The organism is Frankia sp. CgMI4, assembly GCF_001756285.1.
Classification (GTDB): domain Bacteria; phylum Actinomycetota; class Actinomycetes; order Frankiales; family Frankiaceae; genus Frankia; species Frankia casuarinae.
In genome coordinates this window covers 42,910-59,212 of record NZ_MAQZ01000072.1, presented here as the reverse complement: position 1 = coordinate 59,212, position 16,303 = coordinate 42,910, and the positions used below count along the sequence as shown (strand labels likewise).

Here is a 16,303-nt window from a genome sequence, read left to right as displayed (position 1 = left end):
CACCCAGCCAGGCCATGAACGGGGTAAAACAATTGGCACTGACAATCGGCACGCTGTTGAGTTCTCAAGGAGCAGGCGCTACTGAGTAGACGTCGCAAGACGTCGCCCTCAGGCSGCTTGCTGGCTTCTTACAAAATTCTGGAGGATGCTCGTCAGTTACTCCCCAGACGGGGGCTGCCGTACATCTGCCACACGCGCCCCTCGGGGGGGCAGTCACCGACCGCATCCGTGGTACTCGGCGGATCCGGTGTCTCGCTGACAGAGAGAACATTACGGGTGGATGACGGGGGACGTCAAATCAATCCCTTACCAAGATATGTGATGTACGTCACACCTTCTCAAGACCAGTTCGTTGTGATCTTCTGATATGGGACGCTTGATGGTCTGGGCCGGAAGACTGACACCCGGAACACGGGCCAGAGCATCACCGGGTCGACTCACCGGGTCGACTCACCTGGGTCGACGCGGCGGCCGCGGGCCGCTGACCGTCGCCTCGCCAGCGAGCCAGAATCGCCAGGGCCATTCGGTCGCCACCCGAATCCCCGCCCGGGGGCCGCGGCGGACCCGGCCGCCGGAGATACCGGGCGGGCCGGGAGGACGGATCCCCCGGCCCCCGGCCAGTGCCACCGTGACCGGCCCCGGGCCGGTGATCGTGGTTCCGCTCAATGCGCCGGTCACGGCGAGCGCCCGTCCCAACCGGCCGGGGCCACGCGCCAGGTCCGCCTCGACCAGGCGCGGGAAACGGCCCGCCACGAGGTCACGACCCGCCACGACCTCTCCGGAGCGCAGGAGCACGGCCGACGCCGAACCGACCGGTCCGCACACTACGTTCAGACACCAGTGGACGCCGTAACTGAGGTAGACGTAGGCCCGTCCCGGCGGTCCGAACATGACGGCCGCGCGCGGCGTCGGGCCGCGGTAGGCGTGCGAGGCGGGATCGTCCAGCCCCCCGTACGCCTCGACCTCGGTGATCCGAACGGCGACCGGCCCGTGCCAGACCGTCGCACCAAGAAGAGCCGGTGCGACGGCCAGAACGGGCCGGTCATAGAAGTCCACCCCGTCCGGCGCGGCACCGTCCGTCGGTGCCATGCCGGGCGAGGATTCGGGTAGTGCCGTCAGCCCACCGCCCAGGCCTGGTCCCGGTCCAGCACCGGACGCAACGCGGCGATCTGCTCGCGGACCCGGTCGGGAGCGGTCCCGCCGGGGGCCGAGCGGGCCTCCAGCGCTCCCCGCACCGACAGCACCTCGCGCACGTCCGGGGTGAGCAGGGGGTTGATCATACCGAGATCGTCGTCCGACACCTCGTCGAGATCGACGTCGTGGGCCACRCACCACGACACGAACTGGCCGACCGCCTCGTGCGCCTGACGAAACGGCGCCCCTCGGCGCACCAGGTACTCGGCGACATCCGTGGCCAGCGCGAAGCCGTCGGGCGCCGCGGCGAYGAGCCGCTCGCGACGGACCCGCATGGTCGCAACCGTGCCGGTCAGCGCGGGCAACACCAGCAGCAGGGTGTCGACCGCGTCGAAGACCGGCTCCTTGTCCTCCTGCAGATCGCGGTCGTAGGCGAGCGGCAGTCCCTTGAGGGTGGCCAGGAAACCGGTCAGATCCCCGATGAGCCGGCCGGACTTCCCCCGGGCCAGCTCCGCGACGTCCGGGTTCTTCTTCTGCGGCATGATCGAGCTACCGGTCGCGAAGGCGTCGTCCAGTTCGACCCAGCCGAACTCCCTCGTCGTCCAGAGCACGATCTCCTCGCCGAGCCGCGACAGGTGCACCCCGATCAGGGCCGCCACGAACAGGAACTCGGCGGCGAAGTCCCGGTCGGAGACCGCGTCGAGGGAGTTGGCGAACGCCCGGTCGAACCCCAGCTCCGCGGCCACCCCCTGCGGGTCGAGCGGCAGCGAGGAACCGGCCAGTGCCCCGGCCCCCAGGGCGCTCACCGACGCCCGGACGTCCCAGTCGCGCAACCGGTCGATGTCCCGGACGAACGCCTGCACGTGTGCCAGCAGCTGATGACCGAAGGAGATCGGCTGGGCGTGCTGCAGGTGGGTCATCCCGGGGGCCGGGGTGTCGACGTGCTGCTCGGCAAGCACGACCAGCGCGTGGGACAACTCGGTCAGCCGCGCGGCCACCTCGCGGGCCGAGTCCCGCAGGTAGAGCCGCAGGTCGGTGGCGACCTGGTCGTTGCGGCTCCGGCCGGCCCGCAGCTTTCCGCCCAGCGTTCCGAGCCGTTCGAGCAGACCACGTTCGAGGGCGGTGTGGACGTCCTCGTCCTCGACGGTCGGGCGGAACCGGCCCTGGGCGACCGCGTCGGAGAGCTCGTCCAGGGCGGCGAGCATCGCCGCGAGCTCGTCGGCGTCGAGCAACCCGGCCCGGTGCAGGACCCGGGCGTGCGACTTCGACGCGAGCAGATCGTAGGGCGCCAGCCGCCAGTCGAACTGGACGCTTATCGACAGCCGGGCGAGCGCCTCCGCCGGGCCGCCGGCGAAGCGCCCGCCCCACAGCCGCATCGGCGCCCCGTCACCGGGCGCCCCGTCACCGGGCCCTCTGCGCGTCGTGTCGTTCCCGCCGGGCGGGTGCGTCGCGGTCACGGGTTCAGCCGCTGCTCGCGCGCCGCCCAGACCTTCGTCGGCAGACCCCAGAGCTCGATGAACCCGCGGGCGTCGCGCTGGTCGAACTGGTCGCCGGCGTCGTAGGTGGCCAGTGCGTGGTCGTACAGACTGGCCGGGCTGCGCCGRCCGACGACCTGGGCGACGCCACCCACGAGCCGGATCCGCACCTCCCCGGACACTCCGGCGCTGGCGGAGTCGACGAAGGCGTCCAACGCGCTCTTCAGCGGCGAGTACCACAGACCGTCGTAGACGATCTCACCCCACCGCTGGTCGATGCCCCGCTTGAACCGGGCGACGTCCCGCTCAAGCGTGAGGTCCTCGAGGTCCCGGTGGGCCGTTAGCAGCGTGATCGCCGCCGGGCACTCGTAGATCTCCCGGCTCTTGATGCCGACGAGCCGGTCCTCGATCAGGTCGATCCGGCCCACGCCGTGGGCGCCCGCCCGGACGTTGAGCTCGGCGACGAGATCGGCGAGCGGGAGGGAGCGCCCGTCCAACCCCACCGGGACACCGTCGATGAACGAGATGGTCACCTCGTCGGGGATCCGCGCGACGGTGGGGTCCGCGGAGTAGACGAAGACATCCTCCGGCGGCTGGGCCCACGGGTCCTCGAGGACGCCGCACTCGGCGGTGCGGCCCCACAGGTTCTGGTCGATGGAATACGGCGATTTCTTCGACACGTCGATCGGCAGGCCGCGTTCCTCCGCGAAGGCGATCGCCTTGTCCCGGGTCATCCCCGAGTCGCGCACCGGGGCGAGCACGCTCAGCCCGGGGGCGAGCGCCGCCACCCMGACCTCGAAGCGCACCTGGTCGTTGCCCTTGCCGGTGCAGCCGTGCGCGATGGCGTCCGCCCCGTGCTCGCGGGCCGCGGCGACCAGATGCCTGACGATGACGGGTCGCGACAGGGACGAGATCAACGGATACCGGTCCATGTAGAGCGCATTGCTCTTAATCGCCGGAGCGACGAAGGACTCGGCGAACTCCTCACGGGCGTCGACGACGATCGACTCGACCGCGCCACAGGTGAGGGCGCGCTGCCGGATGGCCTCGAGGTCCTCGCCGCCCTGGCCGACGTCAACCGCCAGCGCGACGACGTCGGCGCCGGTCTCGGCGCCGATCCAACCGATGGCCACGGACGTGTCGAGGCCGCCCGAGTAGGCAAGCACGACGCGTTCGGTCACAGTACTTATCTCCTTATGTCGTTTTATATCAGAATCATGTTGAATTATTGAAAATCACGCCAGGCTGGTTAAAGAAAAACCGATGAGTGCTATTTTTAGCAAAAATTAGCGCTATGTTCATCAAGGATGCCGGGAAGGCCGGTTCACGGCGTCGCCGGCGCACCGCTACGCATCCTGGTCTGGCACGGCGGACGATCCCGTCGACGCTCCCCGCGCCCGGCCGTCGGCGAGCCACAGGAGATGAGCGGCGAGTGCCGGACCCCTCGGACCAGCATGCCCTCCCTGACCAGCGGGATCTCCCGGACGGACCGAGCTCTCCGGACGGACCGAGCTCTCCGGACGGACCAGGGCCTCGGCTGCGGGAGCCGACCGGCAGACGACGAGCACCGTGTCATCCCCCGCGATCGTGCCCATGACCCCCGGAAGCGCCTCCCGGTCGAGCACCGAGGCGAACAGCTGCGCGGCGCCCGACGGTGTGCGCAGCACGACCAGGTCGCCGTTGGCCTCCGCGGAGACCAGCAGTTCCTCGCAGAGCCGGGTGAGCGACAACCGGACGATCTCCGCCGGCGCGAGGTTCGCCTCGACCGCGTAGACCAAGCCGCCGTCCGGACCGCGCACCTTGGTCGCCCCGATGTCCTCCAGATCACGGGACAGGGTTGCCTGGGTAACCTGGACGCCCTCGGCGGCCAGCAGACGCGCGAGCTCGGTCTGTGAACGCACGCCGCGCTGACCGATCAACGCCGCCAGCCGAGCCTGGCGGGCGTGCTTGGTCAACGGCGCGGCACGCGCGGCCTCCGCGCCTGCTTCCGAGGTCATCGCCCGGTGCCCCCCACCGACGATGCGCCCCCCACCGACGATGTGCCCCCCACCCCGGACGCGCTTCCGGCGGTGCCGGTCGGACCGACGCCCTCGGACAGCAGGATCGACAGCAGGGCCTTCTGGGCGTGCAGCCGGTTCTCGGCCTGGTCGAACACGACCGAACGGGGTCCGTCGATCACCGACGTGGTGATCWCGAGCTCCCGATGCGCGGGCAGGCAGTGCATGACGATCACGTCGGGCGAAGCGGCCTCGACGGCCTTCTCGTCGAGGCGGTACGGCTGGAACACCAACGCGCGGCTGTCCGACTCACTCTCCTGACCCATCGACGCCCACACGTCGGTGTAAAGCACGTCTGCCCCGGCGGCGGCCTCCAGCGCGTCGTGCATCACCAGCGCCTCCCCCCCGGTCACCATGCCGATCTCATTGGCGTGCCGCACCACCTGCTCGAACGGCTCATAGCCGGGCGGCGAGGCCACGTGCACCCGCATGCCGGCCGACGCGCCGGCGAGCAGCAGCGAGTGCGCGACGTTGTTGCCGTCGCCCAGGTAGGTCAGGGTCAGCCCGGCCAGGCGGCCCCGCCGCTCCCGGATCGTCTGCAGGTCGGCCAGGGCCTGGCAGGGATGGGCGTGGTCGGACAGCGCATTGATCACCGGAACGGTGGCCGCCGCCGCCAGCCGCTCCAGCCGCTCCTGCGCGAAGGTACGCACGACGATCGCGTCGACGTACCGGCTCAGCACGGCGGCGGTGTCCTCGATGGTCTCCCCCCGGCCAAGCTGCGCGCTCGCCGCGTCGATCACCACCGGGTGGCCGCCGAGCTCAGCGACGCCCACGTCGAACGACAGTCGGGTGCGCGTCGACGGCTTCTCGAACAGCAGCGCCACCGAGCGCCCGGCGAGCGGACGCTCCGTCAGCCGGGTGACGCGGCGGCGTGCCTTGAACCCGTCGGCGAGGTCGAGCAGAGCGGTCTGCTCCGCGGGGGTCAGGTCGGTGTCGAGAAGGAAGTGTCGGACCGTCATGCGCTGACCCTAGAGCCCGGGGCTGACGCGGACTGCGCCGACGCGGACTGCGCCGACGGAACCCGGGCGGCGAGCGCGTCGCCGACGATGCCGGGCAGGGCCGCGACGAAGGCGTCCACCTCGGCGGCGGTGAGGATCAGCGGTGGGGCGAGCCGGATGGCGTCGGGGGCGACGGCGTTCACCAGGTAACCGGCCTCGCGGGCGGCCTTCTCCACCGCCGGCGCGAACGGGCCGTCGAGCTCGATCGCCCGCCACAGCCCCTGTCCCCGGACCCCCGCCACGCCGGGCACGCCCGCCGCCCGGATCGCCGCGGCCAGCCGCTCCCCGAGCCGCGACGCGTGTTCAAGCAGGCCCTCGGCGGCGATCGTGTCGAGCACCGCGAGCGCCGCCGCGCAGACGATCGGGCCGCCGCCGAAGGTGCTGCCATGATCCCCCGGGCGCAACAGCGTCCCCGCCGCGCCGATGCCGACGCAGGCGCCGACGGGCAGGCCACCGCCGAGTCCCTTGGCCAGGGTGATCACGTCGGGCAGCACGCCCTCGGCCTGGTGAGCGAACCACGAGCCGGTCCGGCCGATGCCGCTCTGTACCTCGTCCAGGACCAGCAGCGCGCCGGCGGAGTCACAGACAGCCCGCGCGGCGGCGAGGTAGCCGGTCGGCGGCGGCACGACACCGCCTTCACCGAGGGTCGGTTCCAGGAACACCGCCGCGGTCGCCTCGCTGACGGCGGCGCGCAGGGCCGCGCCGTCTCCATAGGGCACGAACCGGACGCCGGGCAGCAGTGGCTCGAACGGTGCCCGCTTGGCCGGCTGACCGGTAATGGACAGCGCGCCCAGGGTCCGACCGTGGAACGAGCCCTCGGTGGCGATAATCTCCGGACGGCCGGTCCGGCGGGCGATCTTGATTGCTGCCTCGTTGGCCTCCGCCCCCGAGTTGCAGAAAARGACCTTCGCCCCCTCGGGCGGAAGCCCGGGGCTCGGTGCGCCGACCCGCAGCAGCTCGACGAGCCGTTCGGCCAGCAGCACCTGAGGCTCGTTGGCATAGAGGTTCGACACGTGGCCGAGAGCGCCGAGCTGGCCGACGACGGCGTCCCGGACCGCCGGGTGGCAGTGACCGAGCACGCTGACGGCTACCCCGCCGACCAGGTCGAGATATTCGCGGCCGTCATGGTCCCACACCCGGCTGCCGGCCCCCCGGGCCAGGGAGATCGCGGGTCGGCCGTAGGTCGCCATCACGACGGCGTCCCGCCGGGCGATCAGATCGGCGTCCTTAGCGATCTYGGCGTTCACTGGGTTCACTGGGTTCACTGGGTTCTCAGCGATCTCGGCGTTCATGGCGTTCCTCCGGTCGGTTCGCCGGCCGGAACGATCCCGGCCGGGCGCGCGGYGGGTGCGGGGGGCGTACCCGGCTCAGGCGAGGTGCCCGACTCGGCCATGATCAAGGTGCCGATGCCATCGTCGGTGAAGATCTCCAGGAGCACCGCGTGCGGCACCCGTCCGTCGAGCACGTGCGCCTGCGGAACACCGCCACGCACCGCCCGCCGGCAGGCCTCCATCTTGGGAATCATGCCGGCGGTGAGCGAGGGGAGGAGCTGTTCGAGCTCGGTGATGCTCAGCTCACTGATCACCTCGTCGCTCGCCGGCCAGTCCGCGTAGAGGCCCTCGACGTCGGTCAGGACGACGAGCTTCGTAGCCCCGAGCGCGACGGCGAGTTCGGCGGCGGCGGTGTCGGCGTTGACGTTGTAGACCCCGCCGTCGACGCCGCGGGCGACCGACGCGACCACCGGCACCTTCCCRGAGCCGAGCAGGGCGTTGATCGTCTCCGGTCGGACCTCGACGATGTCGCCGACCAGGCCGACGTCGACCTCCCGGCCATCGACGATCGCCGGGCGGCGCCGCGCGGTGAAGAGGTTGGCGTCCTCACCGGACAGCCCGACGGCGAACGGGCCGTGGTCGTTGACGAGCCCCACGACGTCCCGATTGACCTGGCCGAGCAGGACCATCCGCACGACGTCCATGGTCTGTGGGGTGGTGACCCGCAGGCCGCCGACGAACGTTGAGGGGACACCGAGGCGCTCCAGATGCGCGGTGATCTGCGGACCGCCGCCGTGCACGACGACCACCCGCAGCCCCGAGTGGCGCAGGAACACGACGTCGGCGGCGAAGGCCTCGCGCAGCGCCGGCTCCGTCATCGCGTTGCCGCCGTACTTGACGACGATGGTCGCGCCCTGGAACCGCGACAGCCACGGGAGCGCCTCGATGAGGACCTGGGTCTTCGCGAGCGCCGCATGGCCGCGGGCGGTGGCGGCCGGGCCCCGCCCGGTGCCCCCGCCCGGGGCGGCGTCGCCGGTGCTGCCGGTGCTGCCGGTGCTGCCGGTGCTGCCGGTGCTGCCGGTGCTGCCGTGCCCACCGTTCGAAGGCGGCGGCGTCCGGGTCGGGGCGTTCATGTCGAGTACGCCGAGTTCTTGTAGACGTACCCGTCGGTCAGGTCGTTCGTCCAGACGGTGACCTCGGCATCGCCGGCGTGCAGATCGACGCCGATGCGCACCTCACGGCCGGACAGGTCGACGAGGTCGCGGTCCTCGCCGGGGGCCCCGGCCCGGCAGACCCGCACCTCGTTGATGGACACGTCCAGCGCGTCGGGCTCGAAGACGGCCTTCGTGGTGCCGATCGCGGCGAGCACCCGTCCCCAGTTCGGGTCCTTGCCGTACAGAGCGCACTTGAGCAGGTTGTTGCGGGCGACGGCCCGGCCGACCTCCAGCCCGTCGTCCTCGGTCGCGGCTCCGGTCACGGTGATGGCGATGGTCTTCGTCGAACCCTCGGCATCGCCGAGCATCTGYTGGGCGAGGTCGATGCACACCTCGGTGACCAGCCCCGTCAGCTCCGCCTCGGGCAGGCTCACCCCGGCGGCGCCCGAGGCCAGCAGCAGCACGGTGTCGTTGGTGGACAGGCAGCCGTCGGAATCGACCCGCTCGAAGCTGACCCGCGAGGACGCCCGGATCACCCGATCGAGGGTGGCGGCGTCCGCGACGGCGTCGGTGGTGACCACCACGAGCATCGTCGCGAGCGACGGCGCCAGCATCGCCGCGCCCTTACCCATCCCGCCGATGGTGACACCCGGGGTCGTTGACGAGGTGCGGACCGCGGCCTTCGCGACGGTGTCGGTGGTGCGGATCGCCTCCGCAGCCGCGGCGCCGGCGGTGTCGGTGTCAGCGAGGTCCGCCACCGCCTTGGTGGCGCCGGCGAGCAGGTTGTCCATGGGCAGGCGGACGCCGATGAGACCGGTCGAGCAGACCGCGACGTCGCCGGCACCGAGGCCGAGCGCCCCGGCGACGTGCTCGGCCGTGGCATGGGTATCGGCGAATCCGGCCGGACCGGTGCAGGCGTTCGCCCCGCCGGAGTTGAGGATGACGGCGCGCAGCCGGCCGTCGGCGAGGACCTGGCGGGTCCAGAGCACCGGAGCCGCCTGAACCCGGTTGGCGGTGAAGATCCCGGCGGCGGCGTCGGACGGCCCGTCGTTGACGACGAGCGCCACGTCCGGACGGCCGGACGGCTTCAACCCGGCCGCCACTCCGGCGGCGCGGAAGCCCCGTGGGGCGGTAACGCTCAACTCAACCCTCTCCTGTCTCCTGGCCGCGTTGCTGATCGATGTTGCTGATCGATGTTGCTGATCGATGCTCCCGCGTCCTTACCGACCTACCGATCTACCGACCGATCTACCGACCTACCGATCTACCGGGCCGAAAACGGTCAGGGGGCGATGCCCTGAGCGGTCAGCCCGGCGGTCTCGGGCAGGCCGAGCATCAGGTTGGCGCACTGCAGCGCCTGGCCGGCCGCGCCCTTGCCGAGGTTGTCGATCGCGGTGACGACGATCGCCCGGCCGGTCTCCGGGTCGAAGGTCCCTTGCACATGAACGGCGTTCCCGCCGAGCGTCGCCGCGGTGTGCGGCCAGCGCCCCGGCGGCAGCAMCCGGACGAACGGCTCCCCCGCGTAGGCGGCCCGCAGCGTCTCGTACACGGCGTCCGCGTCGGTGCCCGGGGTGGCCCGGCCGGTGCTGGTCGCGAGGATGCCGCGGGGAAGCGGGGCGAGCACCGGGGTGAAGGACACCGTCACGGTCATACCGGCGGCCCGGGAGAGGGTCTGCGTGATCTCGGGTCTGTGCTGGTGGGTGCCCACCTTGTAGGCGGTCAGGTCACCCATCACCTCGCTGCCGAGCAGGTTCACCGTGGCCGAGCGCCCCGCGCCGGACGTGCCGCTCGCCGCGACAACGACCAGGTCGGCGGGCTCCACGAGGCCGCCGACCAGCAGCGGCACGAGCCCGAGAGAGGTCGCCGTGGGATAGCAGCCCGGAATCGCCACTCGCCGGCTCGCGGCGATCTCCGCCCGTGCCCAGGGGAGCTCGGGCAGGCCGTAGGTCCAGGTCCCGGCGTGCTCCCCCCCGTAGGCGCGCCGCCACGCCTCCGGGTCGACGAGCCGATGATCGGCACCCAGATCGGCGACCCGCACGGTGTCGGGCAGGGTGGCCGCCACCGCGGCCGACTGACCGTGCGGCAGCGCCAGGAAAACGATGTCCGCGTCGGTCCCGGCCAGCGCGGCCGCGTCCGTGAACACCCGGCCCTCCAGGTCGGGCAGGTGGGGATGCACCTCCGTCACCGGCAGGCCGGCGGACGCGTTCGCGGCCAGCGCACCGATCTTGATTTCGGGATGGGCGAGGAGCAGGCGCAGCAGCTCTCCGCCGCCGTACCCACTCGCCCCCGCAACTGCTACCGTCACACCCATGATTGCAATTTTATACACGCCAACTCATGATCATGCAATGATGCTGGCGTAACCCGTCTCGGCCTCAGGCGCGCAGGGACGCGCCGGTAAGCTCCGCCGCCCGGGCGACCGCCGCGTCCCGCACCGCGTTCGCCTCGGCGGCCGTCAGCGTCCGGTCCCCGGCGCGCAGCCGCAGGCCGAAGGCCAGCGAGCGCTGACCGACCCCGACCTGGGCGCCCTCGAAGACGTCGAAGAGGGTCAGGGACTCCAGCAGGTCACCGGCTCCGGCCCGCAGTGCCGCCGTCACATCGGCGACCGGCACCTCGATCGGCACGACGAGCGCCACATCCCGGTCGGCGGGCGGATAGGTGGAGATCGTCGGCGCGATCATCGGCGGCGCCGCCGACGCGACCTCGATCAGGGCATCGAGGTCCAGTTCCATCGCGCCGGCCCGAGGCGGAAGCCCGACGTCGCTGAGCACCCGGGGGTGCAGCTCACCCGCGTGGCCCACGACCCGGCCGTCGATCGAGAGCTCCGCGAGGCGGCCCGGGTGCCAGGGCATGACATTGCCGGCTCTGACCGTGAGGGTCACGCCCACCGCCTCGGCGACCACGTGCGCGGCGTCCACCGCGTCCGCCCAGTCCGCGTCCCGGGCCGGCGTGGACCAGCCACCTGGCTCACGGCGCCCGGTGAGGAGCGCGGCGACGTGGCGGGGCTGGCCGGGCAGGGTCGAGTCCAGAGCGGCGATCTCCGCGGCGGAGGGCCGACGATCCACCGGCGGGGTGACGACGTCCGTCGGGATCCGTTCGCGTTCCCGGAACACCAGACCGCTCTCGAACAGGGCGAGATCGCGCTGCCCCCGGCCGATGTTGCGCACGGCCGCCGCGATCAGTCCGGGTAGCAGGGTCGTCCGCAGGTAGCCGGCGTCCTCGGCGATCGGGTTCGCGATCCGGACCGCCGCACGCCGCGGGTCGGCCGCGGCCAGGCTGAGCGCGTCGGCGGCGTCCTCGGGTACGAACGGCAGGGTAAGCACCTCGGCGAACCCCGCATGGGCCAGCGCCCGGCCCACCGCGCGGTGCATCCGCTGCGCGGCGGTGAGCCCGCGCCCCGCGGGCAGCGACGGCAGGGTCACCGGGATGGTGTCGTACCCCTCCAGCCGCATGATCTCCTCGACGAGATCGGCGGGCCGGGTCAGGTCGGGACGCCAGGACGGCGGCGTCGCGATCAGAACACCGGGCAGGTCCTCGGTCGCCGACCCGTCAGCCACCGCGCAGCCGACGTCGACGAGCCGGCGCCGCACCACCTCGGCGGGGTAGGGCCGGCCGGCGAGGCGTTCCGGTTCCGTCAGCGGCAGGGTCACCGGCGCCGGGGCGGGGCGGTGGTCCAGGTCGGTCACGCCGGGCTCGGGACGGGCGGCGGCGAGCTCGGCGAGYAGGTCGACGGCCAGCGCCGCGGCGACCGGCGCGAGTGCCGGGTCGACGCCGCGTTCGAAACGCCGCGACGCCTCCGAGGACAGCCGGTGCCGGCGGGCGGTGCGGGCCACCGTGATCGGGTCGAAGTGCGCAGCCTCGAGGACGATGTCGGTGGTCGTCGCGGACACCTCCGTGCTGGCCCCGCCCATCACCCCGGCGAGCGCGATCGGACCGGTGTCGTCGGCGATGACCAGATCCTCGGGGTCGAGAGTGCGGTCGACCCCGTCGAGGGTGCGCAGCGTCTCTCCGGCGACGGCCCGGCGCACAATGATCGCGCCGGCCAGCTTCGCCCGGTCGAAGGCGTGCAACGGCTGGCCGAGGCCCAGCAGCACGGCGTTGGTGACGTCGACCGGCACCGAGATTGACCGCATCCCGGACAGCGACAGCCGCCGCTGCCACCCCAGCGGGGTGGTGGCCCGCGAGTCGACCCCGGTCACCACCCGGGCGACGTAGCGGTCACACGCCGCGGTGTCCTCGACGACGACCGGATAGGCCTCCCTGGCGGGCCCCGGGACGGCTGCCGGGTCCGCCGGCGCGCCCGGGTCCGTGAACGGCAGCGCGAAGGCGGTCGCCGCCTCCCGGGCGATCCCCCGCACCGACAGACCGTAGCCCCGGTCCGGGGTGACCGCGATGTCAAGCACCTCGTCGGCGAGATCGAGCAGCTCGGCGACGTCGGCGCCGATCGGCGCCCGCGGCGCGAGCACCAGGATGCCGTCGGACTCCTCGCCGAGGCCCAGTTCCCGGGCCGAGCAGATCATCCCCTCGCTGACATGGCCGTAGGTCCTCCGCGCGGTGATCTCGAACCCGCCGGGCAGCACGGCGCCGGGCAGCGCGACCGCCACCCRGTCGCCGACGRYGAAGTTGTGCGCCCCGCAGATGACGCCGCGCACGCCCTCGCCCCTGGATCCGGCGCTCTCGGCTCCGGCATCCTCGGCTCCGGCGCTCTCGGCGACCCGGACCTGGCACCAGCGGACGGCCTTCTTCTTCGTCTCGACGATCTCGAAGTCGACGATCTCCCCGACGACCACGCCGGAGAACTCGCCCCCGACGCTACGCAGTCCCTCGACCTCGAAACCGGCCCGGATCAACGCGTCGGCGACGGCCCGCGTGGGCGGCAGCCCCGCCACATACTCCCGCAGCCAGGACATCACGATCAGCATGGGTCAGTCCTCGATTCCGAACGGCAGGCTGAACCGGACGTCACCGTCGACGAAATCGCGGATCTCCCGGATGCCATGGCGGACCATCGCGGCCCGTTCCAGCCCCATCCCGAACGCGAAACCGCTGTACCGGGTCGGGTCGACCCCCGCGGCCCGCAGGACGTGCGGGTCGACCATGCCGCAGCCGCCGGCCTCGATCCAGCCCTCGTCCGAACAGACCCGACAGGGCTGGYGGGCCGCCTCCCCGCGGCAGGCGAAGCACTGCACGTCCAGTTCCGCGGACGGCTCGGTGAACGGGAAGAACGACGGGCGCAGCCGSGYCGACAGGCCCGCCCCGAACAACGCCTGGGCGAAGACCTCCAGGGTGCCGCGCAGGTCCGCCATGGTGATGCCCCTGTCCACGGCCAGACCTTCGAGCTGGCCGAAGACCGGCGAGTGCGTCGCATCGATGGTGTCGTTGCGGTATGTCCGCCCCGGGCACACGACGTACACGGGCAGCGGGCGGTTCAGCAGGGAGCGGATCTGCACCGGGGAGGTGTGGGTACGCAGCACCCGGCCCGCCCCGGTCGGCGCGACGTAGAGCGTGTCGTGCTCGCTGCGGGCCGGGTGATCGGGCGCCATGTTCAGGGCCTCGAAGTTGAACCAGTCGTGTTCGACCTCGGGTCCCTCGGCGACCTCGTAGCCCATCGCCACGAACACGTCGGCAAGCCGGTCGGACAGGGCGGTCAGCGGGTGGCGGGCACCACGGCGGCGGCGGTCGACGGGCAGGGTCACGTCGACCCGTTCCTCGCGCAGCACCCGGGCGTCGCGTTCGGCGGTGAGTTCGGCCAGCCGGGCGTCGTAGGCGGCCTGTACGGCCGTGCGGGCGGCGTTGTGCCGGCGACCGGCGTCGGCACGCTCCGCACGGGGCAGGGCACCGAGCTCCCGGCGGGCCAGCACCAGCGGTGCGGAGGCACCCTGGATGTGGGCGGTACGGACGGCTGCCAGCGCGTCGAGATCGGCGGCGGCGCGGATCGACTCCCGCGCCGCGTTGACGGCCGCGTCGAGCTGATCGGGGTCGAGGGCGTGGACCCGGGACGGGTCGACAGTCTCTCCAGGGGCGGGCACGATGCTCATCCTCGTCATCGGGTGAAAAGCAGGGTCATCCCGGCGGGAAGCCGGGGTCGTCCGGCCTGCGGCGGGGTTCGTCCGGTCCTGGGGTGTCCGGTCCTGGGGCGGCGGCGCGCGCCTGGCCGCCCGGGGCGCCCACCGGTCGGTTCGCGGTGCTCGGCGTCAGCCGAACACCGGGCCACCGGCGGGCACGAAAAATCGGAACTCGGCGCCGCCACCCGGGGCCCGGCCGACCGAGATGGTGCCGCCGTGCGCCTCGATCAGCGCCTTGGCGATGTAGAGCCCGAGGCCGGTGCCGTTCCCGCGGCTGGCGCCCCGCCAGAACTTCGTGAACACGCGCGCGGCGTTCGATTCGGACACGCCTTCACCCTCGTCGGCCACGCTTACCTCCGTGCCGCTGTCCCTGCCACGCAGCAGTACCGTCACAGTACCCGCACCATGCCGCAGGGCGTTGTCGACGAGGTTGTGCAGTACCTGTTCAATCTTGTCCGGATCGACCCACATCTCGGGCAGTTCGCCCTCCTCGCGGATGAAGAACCGGTCGGCGCCCGCCGCGCCCGAGGCCACCTTGCCGTCCACCACCGAACGCACCCGGGCGGGCAGGTCGACGATCTGCTTGCGGACCTGGATGCGTCCGGAGTCGATCCGAGAGACGTCCAGCACCTCGGTGAGCAGGCGCGTGACCCGGTCGGCGTCGGTGTTGACCGTGTTCAGCATGAGCTTCTTCTGCTCGTCGGTGAACCGGTCCCACTTGGCGAGCAGCGTCGCGGTGAATCCCTTCACACTGGTCAGCGGCGAGCGCAGCTCGTGCGCCACGGTCGCGACCAGGTCCGCCCGGTTGCGTTCCAGCCGCTCGCGGCTGAGGGTGTCGCGCAGGGACAGCGACACCCGCACCARCCGACCGGCGACCCGGTTGAACCGCACCGTGACGTGGAAGTCACGGTCGTGGACTGGACCCGCGTAGGTCAGGCGCCGCTCCGGCTGCCCGGTGACCCGCGGCAGGTTCCGGCTGGCTGTAGAGCACTCCCACCAGTCGTTGCCCCGCTCGTCCAGCAACGGGAGGACCTCGGTCAGATGCCGGCCGATCGCGGACGGTCCATCCACCCCGGTGAGCTTCGCCGCCGCCCGGTTGAACACCTCGACGACGCCGGCGGCGTCGGTCACGATCACCGAATCCGGTAGCAGGTCGAAGGCGGCGGCAGGCAGTGGGCCGTCCTGCGCGGCCGACACGGCTGAATCGGTGGCATCGGGCGCGCAGCCGGGGCCGGAGGGCGGCACCTGCCCGGATGGCGACGTGACAATGTTCATCACCGTCGACCACCTCCTCCGGTGCCGTCAGTACCGGACCTGCCCGTTCTCTGCGCCCGCGCCGACGCGTAAAGGCACAGGGCGGACGCAACCGCAAGATTCAGGGACTCGGCCTGACCGTACACCGGTACCCGCAGAACCGCGTCCGCGGCGGCCAGAGTAGCCGAAGCCAGCCCATGTGCCTCGTTACCGAACAGCCACGCCGTCGGCCCGTCGAGCTCACCGGCCGCGACGGCGGTGTCAATGTCGCGATCCGCGGCTCCGGACGTCGCCACGATGCGGCAACCCCGGGCCCGCAGCCGGTCCAGCACCCCGGCCAAGGCTGGTTCCACGATCACCGGGAGGTGAAAGTGGCTGCCGGCCGAGGAGCGCACGCACTTGCCCCCGAAGGGGTCGACACCGCTCCCGGTGAAGACGACGGCGTCCGCTCCGGCCGCGTCCGCGCTGCGGATCACCGTGCCGGCGTTACCCGGATCGCCCGCGCCGATGCACACCGCGACCAGCCGGGGGGCGTGCAGGTCGGCGAGCCGATGAGCGGGCAGGGCCGCGACCGCGACGAGGCCCTGGGGGGTCACCGTCTCCGACAGCGACGCCACGGCCTCGTCCGTCACGACCCGGACCGGCACCCGGACCGCCCTCAGCAACTCCTCGTGCCGGGGAGTCGCAGAGACTCCGACGAACACCTCAAGCAGCTCGCCGACGGCCAATGCCGCGCCCACCGCCTGCACCCCCTCGACCAGGAACCTGCCCTGCTCGCGCCGGGCCGCGGGCCGCTTGAGGCGACGCGCGGCGCCGACCCGCCCGGAGCGCGCTCCGGCGATCGGCGCCGGCCCCGGCGAAGGGGCGTCCGGCGAAGGGGCGTCGGTCGTGGAGG

The 16,303-nt window shown here is 72.2% G+C and carries 13 protein-coding genes; all 13 read right to left on the bottom strand.

The annotated features are described in order from the left end of the window. Window positions 1-450 precede the first annotated feature (450 nt). The 13 genes from Manayef4_RS12660 to Manayef4_RS12600 all read right to left on the bottom strand — a co-directional run bounded on the left by Manayef4_RS12660 (window position 451) and on the right by Manayef4_RS12600 (window position 16,250). On the bottom strand, window positions 451-1,089 hold the full coding sequence (locus Manayef4_RS12660; RefSeq protein ID WP_011437552.1) for a DNA-3-methyladenine glycosylase: 639 nt from the start codon (window positions 1,087-1,089) through the stop codon (window positions 451-453). Between the two features lie 26 nt (window positions 1,090-1,115). Continuing rightward, window positions 1,116-2,510, bottom strand: coding sequence for an argininosuccinate lyase (gene argH / locus Manayef4_RS12655; RefSeq protein ID WP_070131732.1), 1,395 nt, complete (start codon window positions 2,508-2,510; stop codon window positions 1,116-1,118). Window positions 2,511-2,587: 77 nt separating this feature from the next. Further along, complete coding sequence (locus tag Manayef4_RS12650) at window positions 2,588-3,790, bottom strand: argininosuccinate synthase (protein ID WP_070131726.1); 1,203 nt, start codon at window positions 3,788-3,790, stop codon at window positions 2,588-2,590. A 165-nt stretch (window positions 3,791-3,955) separates the two neighbouring features. Continuing rightward, complete coding sequence (gene argR / locus Manayef4_RS12645; protein WP_070131725.1) at window positions 3,956-4,606, bottom strand: arginine repressor; 651 nt, start codon at window positions 4,604-4,606, stop codon at window positions 3,956-3,958. After that, entirely contained in the window at window positions 4,603-5,625 is a 1,023-nt protein-coding gene (argF, locus tag Manayef4_RS12640; RefSeq protein ID WP_070131724.1) for an ornithine carbamoyltransferase, read from the bottom strand. The genes argR and argF overlap by 4 nt, the downstream gene beginning before the upstream one ends. Beyond that, window positions 5,622-6,956, bottom strand: a complete 1,335-nt coding sequence (locus Manayef4_RS12635; protein WP_083282431.1) for an acetylornithine transaminase — start codon at window positions 6,954-6,956, stop codon at window positions 5,622-5,624. Before Manayef4_RS12635 ends, argF begins: the two co-directional genes overlap by 4 nt. Next, the gene (gene argB, locus Manayef4_RS12630) at window positions 6,953-8,068 is read right to left on the bottom strand and encodes an acetylglutamate kinase (protein WP_070131723.1); all 1,116 of its coding nucleotides are present in this window, start codon (window positions 8,066-8,068) and stop codon (window positions 6,953-6,955) included. The genes Manayef4_RS12635 and argB overlap by 4 nt, the downstream gene beginning before the upstream one ends. After that, on the bottom strand, window positions 8,065-9,231 hold the full coding sequence (gene argJ / locus Manayef4_RS12625) for a bifunctional glutamate N-acetyltransferase/amino-acid acetyltransferase ArgJ (protein WP_070131722.1): 1,167 nt from the start codon (window positions 9,229-9,231) through the stop codon (window positions 8,065-8,067). The genes argB and argJ overlap by 4 nt, the downstream gene beginning before the upstream one ends. A gap of 140 nt (window positions 9,232-9,371) precedes the next feature. Further along, a complete protein-coding gene (argC, locus tag Manayef4_RS12620; RefSeq protein WP_070131721.1) occupies window positions 9,372-10,400 on the bottom strand; it encodes an N-acetyl-gamma-glutamyl-phosphate reductase in 1,029 nt (342 codons plus the stop codon). Between the two features lie 64 nt (window positions 10,401-10,464). Then, entirely contained in the window at window positions 10,465-13,011 is a 2,547-nt protein-coding gene (pheT, locus tag Manayef4_RS12615; protein WP_070131720.1) for a phenylalanine--tRNA ligase subunit beta, read from the bottom strand. A 3-nt stretch (window positions 13,012-13,014) separates the two neighbouring features. Then, a complete protein-coding gene (gene pheS, locus Manayef4_RS12610) occupies window positions 13,015-14,118 on the bottom strand; it encodes a phenylalanine--tRNA ligase subunit alpha (protein WP_070131730.1) in 1,104 nt (367 codons plus the stop codon). A 165-nt stretch (window positions 14,119-14,283) separates the two neighbouring features. Then, window positions 14,284-15,429, bottom strand: a complete 1,146-nt coding sequence (locus tag Manayef4_RS12605; protein WP_011437563.1) for a PAS domain-containing sensor histidine kinase — start codon at window positions 15,427-15,429, stop codon at window positions 14,284-14,286. Further along, on the bottom strand, window positions 15,429-16,250 hold the full coding sequence (locus tag Manayef4_RS12600) for an RNA methyltransferase (protein WP_235187097.1): 822 nt from the start codon (window positions 16,248-16,250) through the stop codon (window positions 15,429-15,431). Before Manayef4_RS12600 ends, Manayef4_RS12605 begins: the two co-directional genes overlap by 1 nt. Between the last annotated feature and the right edge of the window lie 53 nt (window positions 16,251-16,303).